General features: G+C 66.1%; 9 protein-coding genes. 2 read left to right on the top strand and 7 right to left on the bottom strand.

The genetic code is table 11. From position 1 onward, the window contains the following. Positions 1 to 24: 24 nt before the first annotated feature. The 7 genes from AVL48_RS38170 to AVL48_RS09940 form a co-directional block, all read right to left on the bottom strand. Positions 25 to 360 carry an Imm53 family immunity protein gene (locus AVL48_RS38170; protein ID WP_158070221.1) on the bottom strand — a complete coding sequence of 112 codons (336 nt, stop codon included), beginning with the start codon at positions 358 to 360 and terminating at the stop codon, positions 25 to 27. Further along, positions 357 to 7,187 (bottom strand): RHS repeat-associated core domain-containing protein, encoded by a 6,831-nt coding sequence (locus AVL48_RS09965; protein WP_061980447.1) that lies wholly within the window; start codon positions 7,185 to 7,187, stop codon positions 357 to 359. Before AVL48_RS09965 ends, AVL48_RS38170 begins: the two co-directional genes overlap by 4 nt. Before the next feature lie 52 nt (positions 7,188 to 7,239). Next, positions 7,240 to 11,388 carry a LamG domain-containing protein gene (locus tag AVL48_RS09960; protein WP_143105009.1) on the bottom strand — a complete coding sequence of 1,383 codons (4,149 nt, stop codon included), beginning with the start codon at positions 11,386 to 11,388 and terminating at the stop codon, positions 7,240 to 7,242. Positions 11,389 to 11,568: 180 nt separating this feature from the next. Further along, positions 11,569 to 11,970 carry an immunity 7 family protein gene (locus tag AVL48_RS09955; RefSeq protein ID WP_061980451.1) on the bottom strand — a complete coding sequence of 134 codons (402 nt, stop codon included), beginning with the start codon at positions 11,968 to 11,970 and terminating at the stop codon, positions 11,569 to 11,571. A 38-nt stretch (positions 11,971 to 12,008) separates the two neighbouring features. Next, a complete protein-coding gene (locus AVL48_RS09950; RefSeq protein ID WP_061980454.1) occupies positions 12,009 to 12,548 on the bottom strand; it encodes a DUF2716 domain-containing protein in 540 nt (179 codons plus the stop codon). A gap of 187 nt (positions 12,549 to 12,735) precedes the next feature. Then, on the bottom strand, positions 12,736 to 13,344 hold the full coding sequence (locus tag AVL48_RS09945; RefSeq protein WP_061980456.1) for a class I SAM-dependent methyltransferase: 609 nt from the start codon (positions 13,342 to 13,344) through the stop codon (positions 12,736 to 12,738). A 75-nt stretch (positions 13,345 to 13,419) separates the two neighbouring features. Next, positions 13,420 to 13,926: a hypothetical protein gene (locus tag AVL48_RS09940; protein ID WP_061980458.1), complete on the bottom strand. Its 507-nt coding sequence runs from the start codon at positions 13,924 to 13,926 to the stop codon at positions 13,420 to 13,422. Between the two features lie 197 nt (positions 13,927 to 14,123). On the opposite strand from AVL48_RS09940, the gene AVL48_RS09935 reads away from it, so the two are divergent. Beyond that, positions 14,124 to 15,287 (top strand): hypothetical protein, encoded by a 1,164-nt coding sequence (locus AVL48_RS09935; RefSeq protein WP_061980460.1) that lies wholly within the window; start codon positions 14,124 to 14,126, stop codon positions 15,285 to 15,287. Between the two features lie 145 nt (positions 15,288 to 15,432). Next, positions 15,433 to 16,791, top strand: a complete 1,359-nt coding sequence (locus AVL48_RS09930) for a flagellar basal body-associated FliL family protein (RefSeq protein WP_061980463.1) — start codon at positions 15,433 to 15,435, stop codon at positions 16,789 to 16,791. Positions 16,792 to 16,793 lie beyond the last annotated feature (2 nt).

Genomic DNA, 16,793 nt, shown 5'->3' with positions numbered 1-16,793 from the left:
ATCGCACGGGGCTATAGCAAGCTTCTACTTTTCCCGTTGCATAGGAGGCGAATAAGCAGCACCTTCAGCAAACTCCCGAAACCACTCCAAACCCTTCTCAAGTGAAAGCGGATCGCAGGTCAGGTCATAACTTTCACCGTCCGCCGCCGCCCATATCCATCTTGACTCATCTGCCTCCGACCACCGGCGTTCGAATTTCTTTCCCTCGAGGTCGGTATCCACGACATCCACGACAACATGCCAGCCTGGATTGTCCAGAGTTTCCATCCTGATGCCGAACTCATGCTCCCAGTCTTCATTGCACTGGTCGCGATACCAGCCCTGAAGAAATTGAAGCGGGTTCAACTCGCCGCCGCTCACGAACAACCTCGCCCCTTCGGCATCTCCCATGCCTCGACTTTTCGAGCCGAACCATCCGGCAAATTGATGTGCGGTGTCGGAATCACCGATCCATCCTTGTTCCTGTGCGACGGACCGTAGCGATCAAACCGCTTCTGCAAGACAAGTATGCGGGGATCCCTCGGGTCCGAAGGGGCACCCCACTCTGCATATTTCTTCACTTCACCGTCTCCACCACGCATGATCGTCGTATGAGGGCCTTCGGCATCCGGATCCGGTCGCTGCCGAGGCGGACGCGCGTTGTGGACGAGAAGCGACACTTCACCAGCAGCGACATAGTAGCTGTGGTCGGTGTCGACGGTAATATTTCTAACGCTCGCGACGGCCGTCCATGCTCGCACAAAGGATACTTGGACCCACTGACCGTCGTCCGTCTGCAACGACCACCCTGGCTTAAGCTCCTTCGCCGGGATCCAATCGTGGACCTCCGGCACCCAGAACGGGTGCCCATCAGTTGCCACCAGCGACTTTGAGCCGCCTACCGTGATCTCGACCAGGTGCTTCTGCCCTTCGCCGATGATCGTGGCGACGACCTTTCGAGCCGTGGTCTTGCCGGTCTCAGGGTCGGTGGCCTGCACCTGATCGTCGAGCTTCACCTCTTCGATCGGCTTGGTCGTGCCGTCCGACATCAGGACCTGCGTACCGGGCACGAAGCTGTTGCAGGTCGACTCGCTCGCTGCGGCTGCACCGCCCATGGCCGCGGCCGCCGCGCCGACGACGCCCTCGCCTTCGCTGACGGCGACCACAACTTGGACCGCGTTCGCCGCCATCTCGGCGTCGGCGAGGATGCGCTCGGTGTCCGCGATGACCTTTTGGGCCTTCTCCACCTCACGACCGAAGGTCGCGAGAGCCCGCGCGCCCTTCCAGAAGCTCGCGACGATTTCGCCGACCTTCAGGATCTTGCCCCAAGGAATGAAGTTGAGGAGCGTGCTGATGCAGGAGCCGACCGACCCCTCGATGCAGCCCATGATGTCGTCCCAGCCGATGAGGCTCTTGATCAGCTCACCGGCCGCGTCTATGAAGACGTCCCATTTGGACTTCTTCACCACGGCTTGCGCCTCTTTGTAGGACTTCTCGTTGTAGCCCCGTTTGGCCTTCTCCCGCTGCTCGGCCGCGTACTTCTTGCCCTGCGGCGACGACGGAGAGCTGGCCATCACGGTGCAACTACCCGTGCACTTGGCCGCTTGTTCGGTGCCTTCGTGGCAGAACAGGCCGTCTTCACCCATGTGGAAACAGGCCGACATGCCGGAGGGGTCCGTCATGGTCACCGGCGAGTTGTTCGCGTAGGAGTACGGATTCCACAGCTGCGGCACCGCCGGATCCAGTACCGGGTCGGTCTTGGTGAACCGGCCTAGTGCAGGGTCGTACTCGCGGGCGCCGAGGTGGGTCAGACCGGTCGCGTCCTGGTAGCCGCCGACGAAACCGTGCTTGTCCGGCCAAGTGGACGGCGCCGGACCGCGTGGATTGCCGAAGGGGTCCATGTACCGCTGAGTGGGTGTGAGCGTTCCCGCGGAGATGGCCAGACCGTTGGTCCCGTGAAGATCACCGAGCATCCACTTCAGGGCGGAGCCACCGACTCGCACCGCGACCTGGACCCCGCCGTGCTGGTAGAAACGGGTCGCCGACACACCGGTCGTGCCGGTGGTGACGACCAGTTCGAGGTCGCCGATCGACAACGTGGTGCCGGTCGGAGCGCGGGTGACGAGCCGGTTGCCGTCGGCGTCGTAGAGGTACTTGCTTTCACCGGTCTTCGTCGCGACGCCGGCCGTTCTTCCCTCGTGGTCGTAGCTGAACGTCTGGGTGTCACCACCGACGTTCCGCGTCAGCATCGACCCGGCTTCGTCGTAGGTGTAGCCGCTCGTCGAGGTTCCGTTGGGACCGCTCGTGTCCACCTTCTGCAGGGTGTGCGGCTTGACCGCGCTCGGTCCCGCCGCCGGATAGGTGGAGGTGCTGGTCACGTCACCGGTCGACTTGTGGTCGACCTCCTTCGTGCGGTTCCCGGTCTTGTCGAAGGAGTACGACTTCCAGTACGGCGCGGCACCGCCGAGCGCGGAGGCCGACTTGGCCGTCGCGCAGTCACCCGACGACGGAGTCCAAGCCTCGGTCAACCGTCGTTGGTAGTCGTACTCGAAGCACTGGGTGTCGGCCGGCGCACCTGACGGGGTGTCCGAGATCTTCGTGACATTGCCTGCCGGGTCGTAACCGTAGGTCCGGTTGGTCAGCTGTGATCCGACCTGCGTCGCCCGGTTGACGGTGGTCGTCTGCGGGCGCCGGGTGACCTCGTCATAGGTCTGGGTGACGCCGACGTTCACGGTCGACTTCTCCCCGTCGAACTGCATGCGGGACATCTCGTTGAAGGAGGTGTAGTCCGTCTTCGAGACCAGGTTCGTGGTCGTGCCCGCAGAGTCGATCGCGTACGTCGTCGACGGCAGGCCGAGTTCGTTGTAGGTATGCCGAACATGCTCCAGCGGCAGATTCCCAGCCTTCGGACTCACCGTCGAGGCGACGGCACCCGTAGCCGTGTACGTAGTACTGAACTCATACGTCCCGGCCAAGCCCTTTTCGACGGCCGGAACGTCGACGGCCTTCTTGGTCGGCCTGCCGTACCTGTCATACGCCGCGACACGAGTGACGTACGCGTCCGTGCCTGCCCACCTGGTCGACGAAGCGGGCAAACCGATGCCGTTGGGAACGCTGTCGTAGGTCCAGCTCGCCAATTTGGTGCCGGTGGGCGAATCCGCATTGGTCTGCGTCTTACGTCCGAGTTTGTCGTAGGTGTAGAAGGTGGCCTTGCCGCGCGAATCGGTGGACGAGGTCAGCTGTCCGCTGTCGTCATAGGTGTAGGTCGACCGTCCCGCGTCCGGATCGGCCTGCCAGATCTTGCGGCCACGCAGGTCATAACCGGTCGACCAGACGTTTCCGGCCGCGTCGGACATCGACGTCATCGCGCCTGCGGCGTTGTAGGTGTAGTTCGTCGCGTCGGCCGGATTCGCCGCTCCCGGTGTGTAACCGTTCGTGTAGAGCAGCCGCTGGACGGTCTGCCCGTGTACGTCGGTCACCACGGTCTGCGGCGACGCGCCCCGCGGCGGAATGGTCGTGACCCGGTCGCCGCCGTAGACGGTCGACGTCTGCCACTGCTTGACGCCCTTTGACATCAGGATCGACGCCGTCACCCGGGCACGGCTGTCGTACTCCGTCACGGTCTGGTTCAGCACCGTGTTGTCCGCGACGGTCACCAGCGCCGGGACGGGACCGGAGGCGTTGTTGAAGTAGCCGTTGTTCGTCTTGAACGGAAGCCCGCGCGAGTCGTAGACGGTGTCGCTGATGATCCGCCCGCCACCCGATGCCGCGGACTGTGCCTGCCTCGTTCGGCCGAGACCGTCATAGATCGCGTAAGACGTCGTGTACGCGCCGTTGTCCTGCAGGGCTTTGGTCGCCACGGTGGTCGGGATGGCCGCCGGTGAAGTCGCCGCGTCGGTGTACTCGAAGGTCGCCGTCGCCTTGTCACCGTCGAGCTTGCTGCGCCCTGGATTCCAGACCGCTGTCTTGCGCCCCAACGCGTCGTAGGTGATGTCCGTGCGGACCTTGTTCACGTCGACCGAGAACACCGGGTTTCCCCGCGCCGGTTCCTTGGTGGTCGTCGAGACCCAGCCGAGGGGGTTCGTCACGGCGACTTCGGTGACCTGCCCTCCGGCGCTGTGCGTGTACGCGGTCTTCGTCACGGCGCCGGACACGTCGGTCGACAACGTCTCACGGCCGTAGCTGTCGTACTCGTTCGTCGCCGTCGTCACGAACTTCTTGCCCGTGGCGTCCCAGGCGCTCAGCGTGTCGGTGCGCGTGATGTCGCCTGCCGTCGGCGGCGTACCGAAGGCCTGTTTGTCGTAGGAAACCTGGACGTTGGTGATGACCGTGGATGCCGTCGCCGTACCGGAACAGAGCCCGGCGAACATCACGACTTCGCTCGACTTGTCGAACATCCCGGTCGCGGTGTTCGGGGCATAGGTCGTCTTGGTACAGGTGTCGTCCGTGCCGACGCCGGTATCGCCGAGGTCCTCCTGCTCGATGACGAGACCGTTGTCGTTGAACTTCTTGTTCACCTGGTTGCGGCGATACGTCTTGCCGTCGGAGAGCAGGGTGCGGCCGCGCACGGTCGCGGTGTCCACCGAGTGTGCCTTGAGCAGGCCGTCCGCACTCGTCGCCGTCGGACCACGTACCCAAGGATCATTGATGGCCGAGTTGTCCACCGTCGTGGTATCCGGAAGATAAGTCCTCGACTCGCGGAGGAACCCTTGCAGAGGATCCTGATCGACGATCGTTCCCTTTTCGGAGTCCTCGACGGAGACCGAGCGTTTGCCGCCGTTCGGCAGGTGGTCGCCGTCCATCCCCCTCAGATACAACGATTCCGTCACCGTCTGCGTGGCGGACGGGTGGCCGATGGACGTCCGCACGACGCCGTAGCCACGCCATTGGCTCCAGGTCTTCCGCTCTTTCGGCGTGAACTGACCCTCGTCGTAGTGCCAGGCCGCGTCACCGAGGTAGTCGTAGTGCGTCTTGACCGCGACTCCACCGGCGGTCAGGTCTTCCTCGGAAATGTCCGTGACGACGTATTTGTGGAACCAGTCGAGAACTGGGTCTTTCGCCGACGGAGGGCTCCAGAACGACGCGTAGCACCGCATCGTGTCGGTCTCGGGTGACGCCGGCATGCGGGTCCCCGCGACACAATCGGGGCCCGAGTAGGCGACACCGATCCGCCCGCCGGTTTCGGTCCTGATCTCGTTGATCCGGTAGCGGGTGATCGGGGAGTACTGATCGTTGGCCGTGTCGACCCGGTTCGCGAACATGAATCCGCCGAAGGTGGTGGCGGGGAGCGTGATGCTTCCGCCACCGCCCTTCCCGGTGTGAGTGACCGAGGAGAGCCACAGCGCGGACGGCGAGGCGTCCCCGGTTCCGGGGAAGGTGTGTGCCAGGTTCCAGACGTCGACGTCGGTCTGGGTGCCCGCGTTGTTGTACTGCGTCCGGACCGTGGTCAGCCGCTTGCGGGTGAAGAAGGCGGGTGAACCGTAGTCACAGGGCTTGTCCTTGGCGCAGATCTGCTCGAACGGGACATCCGGCCAGGACGACGCCGTCGTCGAAGTCAATTGCGCGGGGTCACAGGTGACCGCTCCGGACGGGAGACAGCGCTCCGCGGTTTCGAAGACGACCTGATTCGTGGGTGCGGAACCGTAGACACTGCCGTCCTTCAACCGCAGGCCGTACTCGATCCGCAGGGGATACCCACCCGCCGTGTATTCGGTTCCGGCGGTCGTGACGTTCTGGTTGAGCCCGTAGTAGTTGATCTCCGGCTGGTAGTAGTACGTACTGGCGTTCCCGTGGGGATCCACCACGTAGTCGAGGTTCCAGCGCCAGGGCTGCCGGCAGGACGAGCCGGCGAAGTTGTTCGGCTTGTAGCAGGCTTCACCGTCGTTGTTGCCGAACACCGGGACCGTCCACGTGGACTGGGTCTCGGCTTTGCCGCCAACCCAACCGGGCGGGCGGTTCAATCCCAAGAAGTACTGGGTTCCGTCGCCGGTGGTGACCTTCCAGTGCTGGCCGTCCTGGGCGTTGTTGGCGGCACCGGTGAGCAGTTCGATCTTGGAGCCGTCGTCGTTCTTCGGCCGCCATTGATTCGTCCCGGCGAGTTTGATCAGTTCCGTCGACTTGCCACCGAGGACCAGGGTCGCGTTGTCGATGCCCCAGCATTGGTCACCGGTCTTGGTCTGTCCGTTGTTGCCACCGAGGTCCTCGCTGCACGGCAGGTAGTTGCGGACGACGTAGCCGCCTGGCGTGAAGTCCCATCCGTCGCCGACCCAGGACGCCTGGTTGTTGGTCGCCGAGGTCAGCCCGTCGACGCCACTGGACGAGTACGAAAGCCCGAGGCTCGGTGACGTGCCGCTCGGTGCGGCCGGGACCGCGAAGGGATAGTTGTAGGAGAAGCTTCCGGACGACCCGCCACTCGACCACGACCCCGCCGCCGACAACGGCTGGGCGGAAACGTTTCCGGCGGAGCCGCTCACCGCGGCTGTCACCGCGAAAACCCGTGAGGCGGTGCCGGTACCGGTGAGCGCGACATCCGCTGAGACCTGTCGCGTCTTGCCGTTTTTCACCGTCCCGGGAACCGGGGTCTTCGTCCGGCACTCGGCCTTCGCCGGCGTCACCAGCGCGCAGCCCGGAAGTTCCACCAGCTGGAGCCGATCGGCCCAGCCGCCGCCGTAGGCATTCCCGAACGCCTTGTAATCCACCGCGACATTCACCGGTTCGGCGCCCACACCCGTGTCGGCGACGGAGAGCACCACGCCGCGAAGTCCCAGTGCGTCGCTGGTCTTCTGGTCCGCGACACGGACTCGAACCTTCGGGGCGGGTCCCGCCTTCTTGGCGGCGACGTCCTTCGCCCGCGCCCAGCCGACCTTGACGGGCGTGCCATTCGCGGCGTTCTGGACGCCGAGCCCCTGTGGCTGACGGCCGTCACGCGCCCCGGCGAGCACTTCGACCTCCGCCTCCGTCGCTCCCGGCCAAACCGGCGGAGTCACCTTCGCGTCGGGCAACGCCGGCGGCGGTGACGGCGGGGCGACGAGCGGAGTCACGGGGACACTCTGGTCCTTCTGGCCGGGCCCGAGCGACCAGCCCGGTGCGCTCCCCTTGCTTTCGAGCGCGATCGCCGCACCACCGGACGCGAGCATGATCGCGGACACGATCATCGCCGTGGCACGGGAAAACCGGCCGATGTGGGTCCAGCGGGTGTCTTTACGCATGACGAAGCCTGCCCAAGGTTTCAGATGGAGCGTCTGCCGAGCCGGGAAAGAATCAGGGGTGGTCGAGGATCATGTCCGCGGCGATCCGTTGCGCGTCCAGCACACCGGTGTAGACGCGAACGCCGCGGACGTCGCCGTACCAGTAATCGGACTTGTTGCCACTCCACGCACCTCGGCCGAGGAGCAGGCCTTCGAGCGGGCTGGCGCCGTTCCACCCGGCCACGTTGGTCAGACAGACCGGTGAGAACCGGAATTCGTCCGTGGATGCGTACAGGCAAGACGTACCGGTCGTCGCGTCATAAGTACCGGTCAGATGAGTCCACACCCCGTCGGCCGCGTTACTGTCGGAAACCGCGAACCACGCGAACGGGTTCGTCGGGGTGGCGGTCGACGAACCCATCATCCAGCTCCAACGACCTTGCCAGTTGCCCGCCTGATCTTTGATGCCCCGATACCCGAGCATGAACGGCGGGAACTGCGCGGAATTCATACCGACCGCGGCCCGACCCACCTCGTCGACACCGGTCGTGTTGGCGGGATTCGCCTGTTTCGCCGCGGCGGCATCCTCAGCGGTCCACCGGTGCCTCACCCATGCCTCGACGGTGAAACTGCGGTCGCCACGGAAACTCTCCGGCCGCTGTGCCGCGATCTGCCCGGTTCCGGACTTGTCGAACTTCGCGACGTTGACGCCGTTGTCACTCACCATGGCCGCGCCGCCCGAGACGACGCCGGCCGCGCCGGTGACTCCGTCGGCGGTGTTGCCGTCGAGCTGGTAGTTCGCCCGGAGCACGGCGGTGTTGGCGAGACCAGCGGTTTCCGCGGCAGGAAGAGCGCGGTCCCAGACCTGAACCTGGTCGATACTTCCCTTGAAGAAGGTCGACGGCTGGCTGTTCCACCGCACCTGACCGACGGCGAAGCCGCCTGTCGCTGTCCACGTGGTCCCAGCCGGTATCGCCGTTTGCCCTTCAAGGACGCCGTTCACATAGAGCAGCACTTTGGCGGTGGACACGTCGTAGACGCCGGTCAGATGCGTCCAGACGCCCACCTGCGGGGTGCTGGTGGAAACCGCCCACCGATATCCGTCACCGTCGATGTCCGCGGACGGAAGGCCCATAAGCCACCGGTTCGCGTCCTTGGAATAGCGAAGCTGGAAGCCACTGGAATGGACACCGTCTTGCCCGGCCACAGCGTAATAACCATTGGTGTCGGCCAGCTTCACCCACGCCGAAACGGTGAAGCTCTGCGCGGTGTCGATCACCGGTGTTTTCGTCTGCCCGTATCCAGGGCCATCGCTCACGAAAGCCTGTCCGGAGGACTGTCCGACCTTGCTCTCGGTCGCGGATTGCCCGGCGGAATCGCTGTAGCCGGTCGCGAACCCCGAACCGGGAGCGAAGGTGAGGGCGCCGTCGTTTCCGGTCGCGTCCACCGTGTTGCTCTCGAACGCGTATTCACGGATCGCCGACAAACCGGTCGGAACGCCGTTGTTCCCGTGCAGCGAACCGACTTCCGTCGCGGTCAGTGCCCGGTCGAACAGCGCGATATCGTCGAGTTTCCCCGAGTACAGGCCGGTCCGGACACCGCCTGCCTTTCCACCGCCCACGACCAACGGCCCGGCGCCGCCGGAGCCGGTGGCGGGGACCGTGGCCTGTGCTTGCCCGTTGACGTAAAGCGTCGCCGTTTTCGCGACGGCGTCGTACACGCCGGTCAGATGCGTCCATGTCCCTTCCGCCGGAGCGGACGTGGAGAAGGCGGAACTCTGCGCCGGGTTGGCTTGCGTGGAATCAGCGAGGCTGAAGGCCCATTTACCCGATTCGTGGTGCTGCAACGCGAATCCACTGCTCTGGCTGCCGTCCTGGGACAGCACGACCCGCCTGCTGTTCAGTCCGGTGGGGTTCACCCAAGAGGAAGCCGAGAAGGACTTCGTCGTGTCCACCACTCGCGCACCCGTCGCGAAGTAGTCGCCTGCCTGGCCCGACAGGGTCGCGCCTTCCCCGATCTTGCCGTCGGTGAACGCTCCCCTGCCTTCACCGACGTAACGCAGGCCGGTCGCCTGGGAAGCGCCGTTGCCTTCGAACTGCCATGAGGCGAGAGGCGCCATGACGTCGCGGACGCTGAAGTTGTAGTCGACCCTGGTCGAGGGTGTCTTCGCGCGGTTGCACGACCAGACACTCAGGACGTGCGTTCCCTTCGTCTGCGGAGCGATGGCGACGGTGGCGGGCCCGTTGTACGCGGCGGGCTTCACGGTCCCGGGTTCAGTGTCGTTGCAGGTGGGCGGTGCGGTGTTGTCGAGCTTCCACACATAACTGCCGACCGAGGTCGGCGAGTTGGCCACCGCGAAAGTGAAGTCGCCCGCTCTGCCCGGACCGCCACCGAAAGTGCCGCTGGGATACGTCTGGGATGACACCGACGGCGCGGCGGGAGCGGACAACTGCACTTCGACCTCGCACGCGCGCCCCCAACTGGTTTCGCGGCCATCGGTGACATGCGCGTCATACGAATAGAGGCCGTCCGCGGGCATCGAGTCCTTGAACAGCGTGGCCTGAGCGTTGCGGTTGCCGAGATCGGAGTCGCTCAGCACGTTGTCGACGCCCGCTTCGCGCCCGTCCCACACGTAGTTCCCGCTGCTCACCCAGCCCTTGTAGACGCGGAAACCGGTGTACAGCATGCCACCGTCCGGGTCATGGACGTTCGCCTTGACCACGTAGCCGGTACTGGTACGGCCGAGGACAGGACGGCTTCGCGGTATACCCGGGATGTCCACGGCGCAGGGGTAAGTCGACGTCCCGTTGACGATGGCGAGGTTGCGGGGAGATTGAGGAGCCGAGTTGTAGGTGACCGAGAATCCGACCTGCGTCGAGTATCTCTTCCAAGTGTTCTGGTCGTTTTCGTTGGGCGAGACGATGCCGAAGGTGAAGGTCGGGCCTCCGGCGTCCACCAGTTCCTTGATGGTCGTGGTGACGTTGAAACCGACGTTGGTCGGGCAGCCGCTCACGGTTCCGAAGCCGGCCCACAAGGCGGGGCCGCTCCCGAACTTCAACCCAGGACCGATCGGATTCGTCAGCATCACGTTGTTGGAGCCGGAGCAGGAGTTCGAGTTGTTCACCGCGAGGTTGAGTTGCGCGTCGTAAATCAGCTTTCCGGCGAGACCGCCGAGGTTCATCTCCACGAACGACCGCGCGGTGACGAGCTTCCCCGCACAACTCGACCTGGAGTCGTAGATGTACCCGGCTCTGAGCTGGTCATCCGAATCCCAGGCCGCGTCTGCCGGCGTCTTCGAGCCGCCGCAGGCGTACTGGACCAGGTAGTGGTTACGGCCGCAGTTGGAGCAGTAGTTCGTCTGCCATGTCGGGTCGACGTAGACCGGGTACACGGCGTTCGCCATCAGGTCCGTGTCCGGTGTGAGGACCAGCGACTTGCCCGAGATCTCGGTCGACACCTTGGCCTGACGACCACCGGCCGCCGGACCCCGGACGAAATCCGTCGCGCCCGGCTCCGCTCCCGACGAGTCCCACATCAAGGGCGCTTTGGCCAGGAAGACATCGGCTCCCTTGGGGTCCTTGACCCGCAGAGCACCGTCCGCGTCCTTGGTGAGTTTGCCGTTCTTCACCGGCAGACCCAGCTTGATCTTCGCGATGGCCGGGTTCTTCGCCGCCTCCGGCGTCTTGACCACGACGACCTCGTGGACCTTGTCCACGTCCACCTCGACCTTGAGGTCGACGCCGGGAAGCACGTCGGGATAGGTCGCGGTGGCGCCCGACACCACCGGCCGGGGAAGGACACCGGGCCAATCCAGGCCCACCGAGGTGCCCTTGGCGCTCAAGTGCAGCAGAGGTGCGGCCCCTGCGGTCTGGACATCACCGCGGCGACCTGCGGAAAGCGAGATGTCGGCCATCGCGGCCTTCGGCGACAGCGCGCCGTTCGGTCCAGGACTCAGCGTCGAGTCCGCGGGAACCCAACCACCGTCACGGGCAACCCGAACCGGCCGGGTGCTCTGCGTCAGCGTCATGGAGCCGTCCGGGTTCGCGACGGTTTCCGCACGCTCGGAGGTCAGGTCGTCGACCCGGACCTTCTTCCGGCCCTGCTTGGCGAACCGCGCCGCGGCCGCGCTGTCGGGAGCGGAGTCCGGCACCATCGAAACGGCCGGTGTCGCGGTGTCCCCCGAAGATGCGAAAGCCGTGGCCGGGAATACCCCGAAAGCCACGGCCAACACCACCACGACGACACCGAGACGCGGTCTCAGGCACGACGATCTCACGGCGATTCCCCCTCGTTCCGCGGGGAAGTGCCGCCCGCGCCCAACTGAACTCTGTCCTATTCGGACGGGCGGGGAAAGCAGCCGAACAGCCTAATTCGATCATCGACGAAACCGCAGGCAGACGGCTCAGAGCTCGTAGCCGTCCAGCACCGTCGGCGCGACCGGGGACAGGTGGTCGTCGCCGCGTTCGGTGACCAGGCCGCGTGCCATCCGGTAGACCTTGAATTCGTTGTCGTGCTCGGGGTCCTGGTCGTCCCAGACGTGCAGGAGACCGTACGAGCCGGGCGCGAGGTCGCCGACGCGGGTGAACAGGTCCACCAGCTCGGGTCCGATCGTCGTGCCGTGCTTGTCCATGCCACCCAGGTGCAGCACCGGCACCCCGGCGGACCAGCGGAGGTCCACCAGGTCGCCGTCGTCGAAGTCGCGGACGGCGCGGCGCACCCGCTCGACGATCCGTTCGAGCAGCGCCGCGTCATCGTCGCCGGAAGGGCTCGCTTGGATGGTCACCCACCCGTGATATTCGAACACCGGCCTGAGTTTAGGCAGGTCCGCCCGCCGGACGGTGGTCAGCCCGCCATCGCGACCGGTGACCCGTCGCGTCGGAGCACGTTCTTGAAGACTCGCTCGCCGTGCCGTTCGAAGGCAGGTACGAGCTTCTCGCCGTAGACGCACAGGGTTCGCTCCCACGGATGCCCGAGCGTGCCGAAGCGGAAGTCGCTCGCCAGGAACAGGTGGTAATCCGTGCGCGGGAAAACGGGGACCGGCCACGGGTCGAGGGCGGCGTGGCGATGCGGGTAGAAGCGGTACGACTGGTGCTGCCAGTGCAGTACCCACACCCACTCGTCCTCGGCCACGCAGTCCTTCAACGCCGCGAGCGCCACGCGGGCGACGTCGTTCTGCTCGACGGCGTAGGGACCGAGCCGGAACTCGGCGGACGATCGGTCGAGCCCACGGGGTGCGAGGTCCCAGGCGACGGAAGGCGCGGGTTCACGGAACCCCGGCCAGGCATGCGAGTAGGTGCTCGGCCAGAACGCGAGCTTGTCGTAGACCCAGTACCAAGCGGGCTCATCTACGACCCTGGAGATGGCTTCCCAAGCGTTGTTCACGAGCGACCCTCGGTGGTTCGGCCGATTATGACTGGGAAAGCTTCGTGTTCGGGGCCCAAGTTGTCCAGCTCGCGGGAATACTCAGTGAAACTGTCACCTGATCAGGTGTCTTGCGCCGCTGCCGGAATCGTGAGAATGGCGGGGCGTGAACGGCGAGCCCACGGAATGCGGGCTCGCCGTCGCTCGATCATGCGGCTGCCTCCCAAAGGCTCATGAAGGCCGACGCCTCGCTCCGCACCCACGGCTTGACCTTGTCGCGATCGCGCGGCGACAGCGCGAACTCCTTCGCGCGCCGCACATCGACGACCAGCGGACGGCCGCCCGGCCGCAGCTCGTCCATGGTCTGTTCGAGCAGCCACAGCACCATCTGCGCCGCGTCCCGGCTCAACGGCTCCTCCTTGAAGTAGAGCCAGGTCACGTGGACAGGACCGTCGCCCTTGCGGAGCCCGAGGTGCGGATTGATACCCACTTCGAGCGCGCCGAGCCGCCAGCGGGACCGGCCGACCTCGGCCAGCCGCAGGTCACGCCGCCCCAGATAACGCAGCCAGCCGTTGGCGATCTCGGCGTAATGCGGCCGGGTGCGCTCGTCGGCGTTCTCGACGAGTGCCCGCATCACCTCGCGGTCCTGCCCCGAGACGCGGCCGGCCCGGATCGCGTTCGCGGCCCGGAGATAGAAGTTGAAGCCGCCCCGCGCCGGATCCTCGTACTGGCGGCGCCAGCGCCGGACGAAAGAGGAACGCGAGGGACCCGAGCTCGTGCTGTATCCCACGAACGTGGGCAGGGTGATGTAGGCCATCCGTGTCTGCCTTTCGCCGCTGTTCCTGCTGTACAACGCCAATTTTAGAACACATGTACGACAGAAACCGGCGCCTTACGGGTGACGCGGGCGAGGAGGCCAAGGCCCTTCGAGGAGCGCGGCCGATTCTTCGAGGATCGGCACCTCGCAGACGTCACGCGGGGTGAGATCGGTGGGGATCCAGTTGTCGAGCATCGCCGACCAGCGCGTGATCCCCCGCAACGACGGCGGCGACCCGAGCAGCTCGCTGACCTCGCTGACCAGGGCACCACCGGTCGCGGGTGACAGATCGCCCTTGACCATGGCGGTGAGCCAGCCGTGGACGAGCAGCCACCGCGCGGCCGTCGCGTCGGCGGGCAGTTCGATACCGAGTTCGTCGACCACCTGGTGGAGCGCCCTGTCGACGGCGTCTTCGCCCGCGCACTCCAGCCCGGCCAGCAGGCCGAGTGAAGGGGCGTCGAGCCCGGCGACGATCGCGTCCAGACCGGCCTCGACCAAATGGGACGTGCGAACGTCCCGACCGGCGAGCCTGCCGATGGCCAGCTCGCGCAGCGCGCTACGACACTCGTCGATTTCCGTCATCCGGCACTTCCCACGTCAGTCACGGTACCGGCGAGACCGGAAGAAGCGACTCGGTCTTGCTGACGGCCCGGATCAGTCACGACGCGATCAGTGCTGGACCGGGTCACTTGTGGACGCAAGAATGTGGAAAGACCACATCAACCACCCATAAGGGTGCATGCAACACTGGCTGCCCACACCCGGCGGCAGGGGGCTACATGAGCTGGCAGGACGAGCTTCGACAGCTGGACGTCGAGCTGGCCGCGGGTCGTATCGGGCACGCCGCACACCGCAAGAAGCGGGACGAACTCCTGGCGGAGGCCTCCGGCGGGACGATGCCGTCGCCGGTCCCCTCACCGCTGCGACAGCCGGGCGGCGCCTGGCACAGCACCAATCCGGCGGCGCGGCCGGTCGAGCTGCCGACGGTCACGGTCCAGCAGCCGCAGCCGTATCAGCAGCCTTACGCGCCGCCGCCGGAACAACGCACCCAGCCTCTCGAAACCGAGAAACCGAAGCCGCGCGAGGAAAAGAAGGCGGCCATCCCTCGCATCGCGGACCACAAGACGACCGCGCCTTCGCCCGCCGACATCAATCCGACGGTCTACCTGCGCGCCGAGCCACCTCAGGCCCAGCACAAGCCGTCGACCCGGCAGCTGAACCGTCCGCTTCCGCCGCTCGCCCCGGAACCCGGCCCACACCACAGCGCGCCGGCCGAGGACCACGAGGTCGTCGGCAAGCGCAAGCCGACCTGGCTGTTCATCGGCGCCGGGGTGCTGGTCGTGCTGGCGCTGATCATCGGCGGGACGCTGTGGCTGGGTTCGTCGCCGTCCTCGAACGTCGCCGAACAGCCGAGCGTGGCGCAGCCGCCGGACGGGCTCTCCGGGCTCGCGCCGTCAAGCCCGCCCGACAGCGCCCAGACGCCGCTGGAAGACCGGCTGCCCACGCTGCCGGGAACCCCGTCGAAGGACAACTCGACGATGTCGGTCGCGAAGGGTGTCGAGCTCAACCTCTATTCGAAGGCCGCCGCCGATTACCTCACGTCGAAGAGCATCGCGTCGGTCACTTACCAGGGATCGAACGAGGGTACGAACGGTTACCTCGTCCTGGTGATCCCGGCGAACGACGCGAAGGACGCGGCCGCGATCGTCAACTACTTCCGGGAGAATTCGCTCAACGCCGGCCTGCGCGAGCAGCGCGTCGGCGACCGGCTCGCCCTCGTCGGCGCGAATAAGAACGGCCAGCTCAGCGGTATCGGCTATGTGTCCGGGACGATGGCCGTGACGACGTGGGTCTCGCAGCCGCTCGGCGGGGATTCACAGGCGCTCGACACCCGTCTGGAGCAGACGCTGACCTCGCTGGACACGGTCCTCCCGGCGACCTGAGAAGCGCAGGTCGCGGGGAGATCACGGATTCGACCCGCGAGGGCGTGACGTGGCCGGGCAGTGCAGAATGTGCGAGGTCACCGCAGGGGTGGTATCGCGACGGCCGGGAGCGTACTTTCCCGCCTGAATCGAATTAAGGGGGCTGGTGGTGTCCTGGCAGGAAGAGCTGCGCAATCTGGACGAGGAGCTCGCGTCTGGACGCCTCTCAGCGGACGACTACCGGATCCGCCGCGACCAGGTGCTGTCCTCGGCGGTCGCCTACGGTGATCCCGCTCAGCAGCAGGTCCAGCAACCCGGCCAGCAGCCGCAGCAGCCCTTCCAGCAGCAGCCGTTCCAGCAGCCGTCCGTTCCGCAGGCGCCGCAGCAACCCCAGCAGCCTCCGCAGGCCGGCCAGTCCAACAGTGCCGACTCGACCCAGATCATCGCGCCGGTGAGCCAGCCCCCGCAGAACGGCGAGGGCGAGCGCACCCAGGTCGTGCCGAACTGGCAGCAACAGCAGGCCGACCCGAACCGCACCCAGGTCGTGCCGCCGGTCGCGTCGCCGCCGGGTGGTTTCCCGCAGCAGGGCCAGGCATCCCCGGCAGGCGGTTTCCCCCAGCAGGGTCAGGCTTCGCCCGCGGGTGGTTTCCCGCAGCAGCCGCCCCAGCAGGGTTACCCGCAGCAGCAACAGCCGCAGCAGCAGGGCTGGACCGACACCGACGCCAGCCCGCCATGGGGTGGTTCGGACTTCCCGCCGATCTCGCCGGTCGGCAGCACGGAGTGGGTCAAGCAGGGCCCCGAGCTGTTCGAAGACAAGCCCAAGGGCAAGGGCGGCAAGATCGCGATCATCGCGATCGTCGCGGTGCTGGTCCTCGCCGGTCTCGGCGTCGGCGGTTACTTCGCCTTTTCCGGGGGCGGTGACGACCCGGCGGATCCGACGGCTCAGCCGCAGCCGACCCAGTCGCAGAACGCGCCCCCGCCGTCGTCGGCCAAGCCGAAGACGCCCGAAGAGCTGCTGTTCGAGAAGATCCCGGAGCAGTCCGGCGAAGAAGACGCGAAGAGCGGTGTGCTCACCGCGGCGCAGCTCGCCGAGATCACCGGCATGGAGAAGGGCGAGGCCGATCTGGTCATCGCCGCCGGCGTGAAGCAGGTCGCGTACCGCGGCTCGCAGAAGCAGCCGGACGAGACCGGCCCGCAGCCGGCGAAGATCTCGGTCACGGTCATCCCGCTGACCAGTCCCGGTGCCGCCGGTGACCTGGTCAAGCAGCTGCGCCAGTACCAGACGAGCAACGGGTTCGTGCAGATCACCGAGCCGCTGCCGGGGATGCCGCCGAAGCTGAACTTCCAGAAGAAGATCGACGGCGACAAGGGCACCTACCGCGGCACGTGGATCAGCGGCAACAACATCGTCCGGGTGGACGTGCTGCAGAACCCGCTCGGCGGCGAAGAGGGCGAGAAGGCGTTGAGCGGCACGTACCAGCGTGCGGTGAAGAAGACGCTGGAAAACTACGCCGTCACCAGCTGATC

The organism is Amycolatopsis regifaucium (assembly GCF_001613935.1).
Classification (GTDB): domain Bacteria; phylum Actinomycetota; class Actinomycetes; order Mycobacteriales; family Pseudonocardiaceae; genus Amycolatopsis; species Amycolatopsis regifaucium.
The sequence above is the reverse complement of the archived record's forward strand: the minus strand, read 5'-3'. Positions and strand labels throughout refer to the sequence as shown.

Excerpts from the sequence above, each read along its gene's own strand:
- AVL48_RS09935 (WP_061980460.1), top strand. The coding sequence starts at position 14,124 with ATGAGCTGGCAGGACGAGCTTCGACAGCTGGACGTCGAGCTGGCCGCG.
- AVL48_RS09945 (WP_061980456.1), bottom strand. The coding sequence starts at position 13,344 with ATGGCCTACATCACCCTGCCCACGTTCGTGGGATACAGCACGAGCTCG.
- AVL48_RS09940 (WP_061980458.1), bottom strand. The coding sequence starts at position 13,926 with ATGACGGAAATCGACGAGTGTCGTAGCGCGCTGCGCGAGCTGGCCATC.
- AVL48_RS09965 (WP_061980447.1), bottom strand. The coding sequence starts at position 7,187 with ATGCGTAAAGACACCCGCTGGACCCACATCGGCCGGTTTTCCCGTGCC.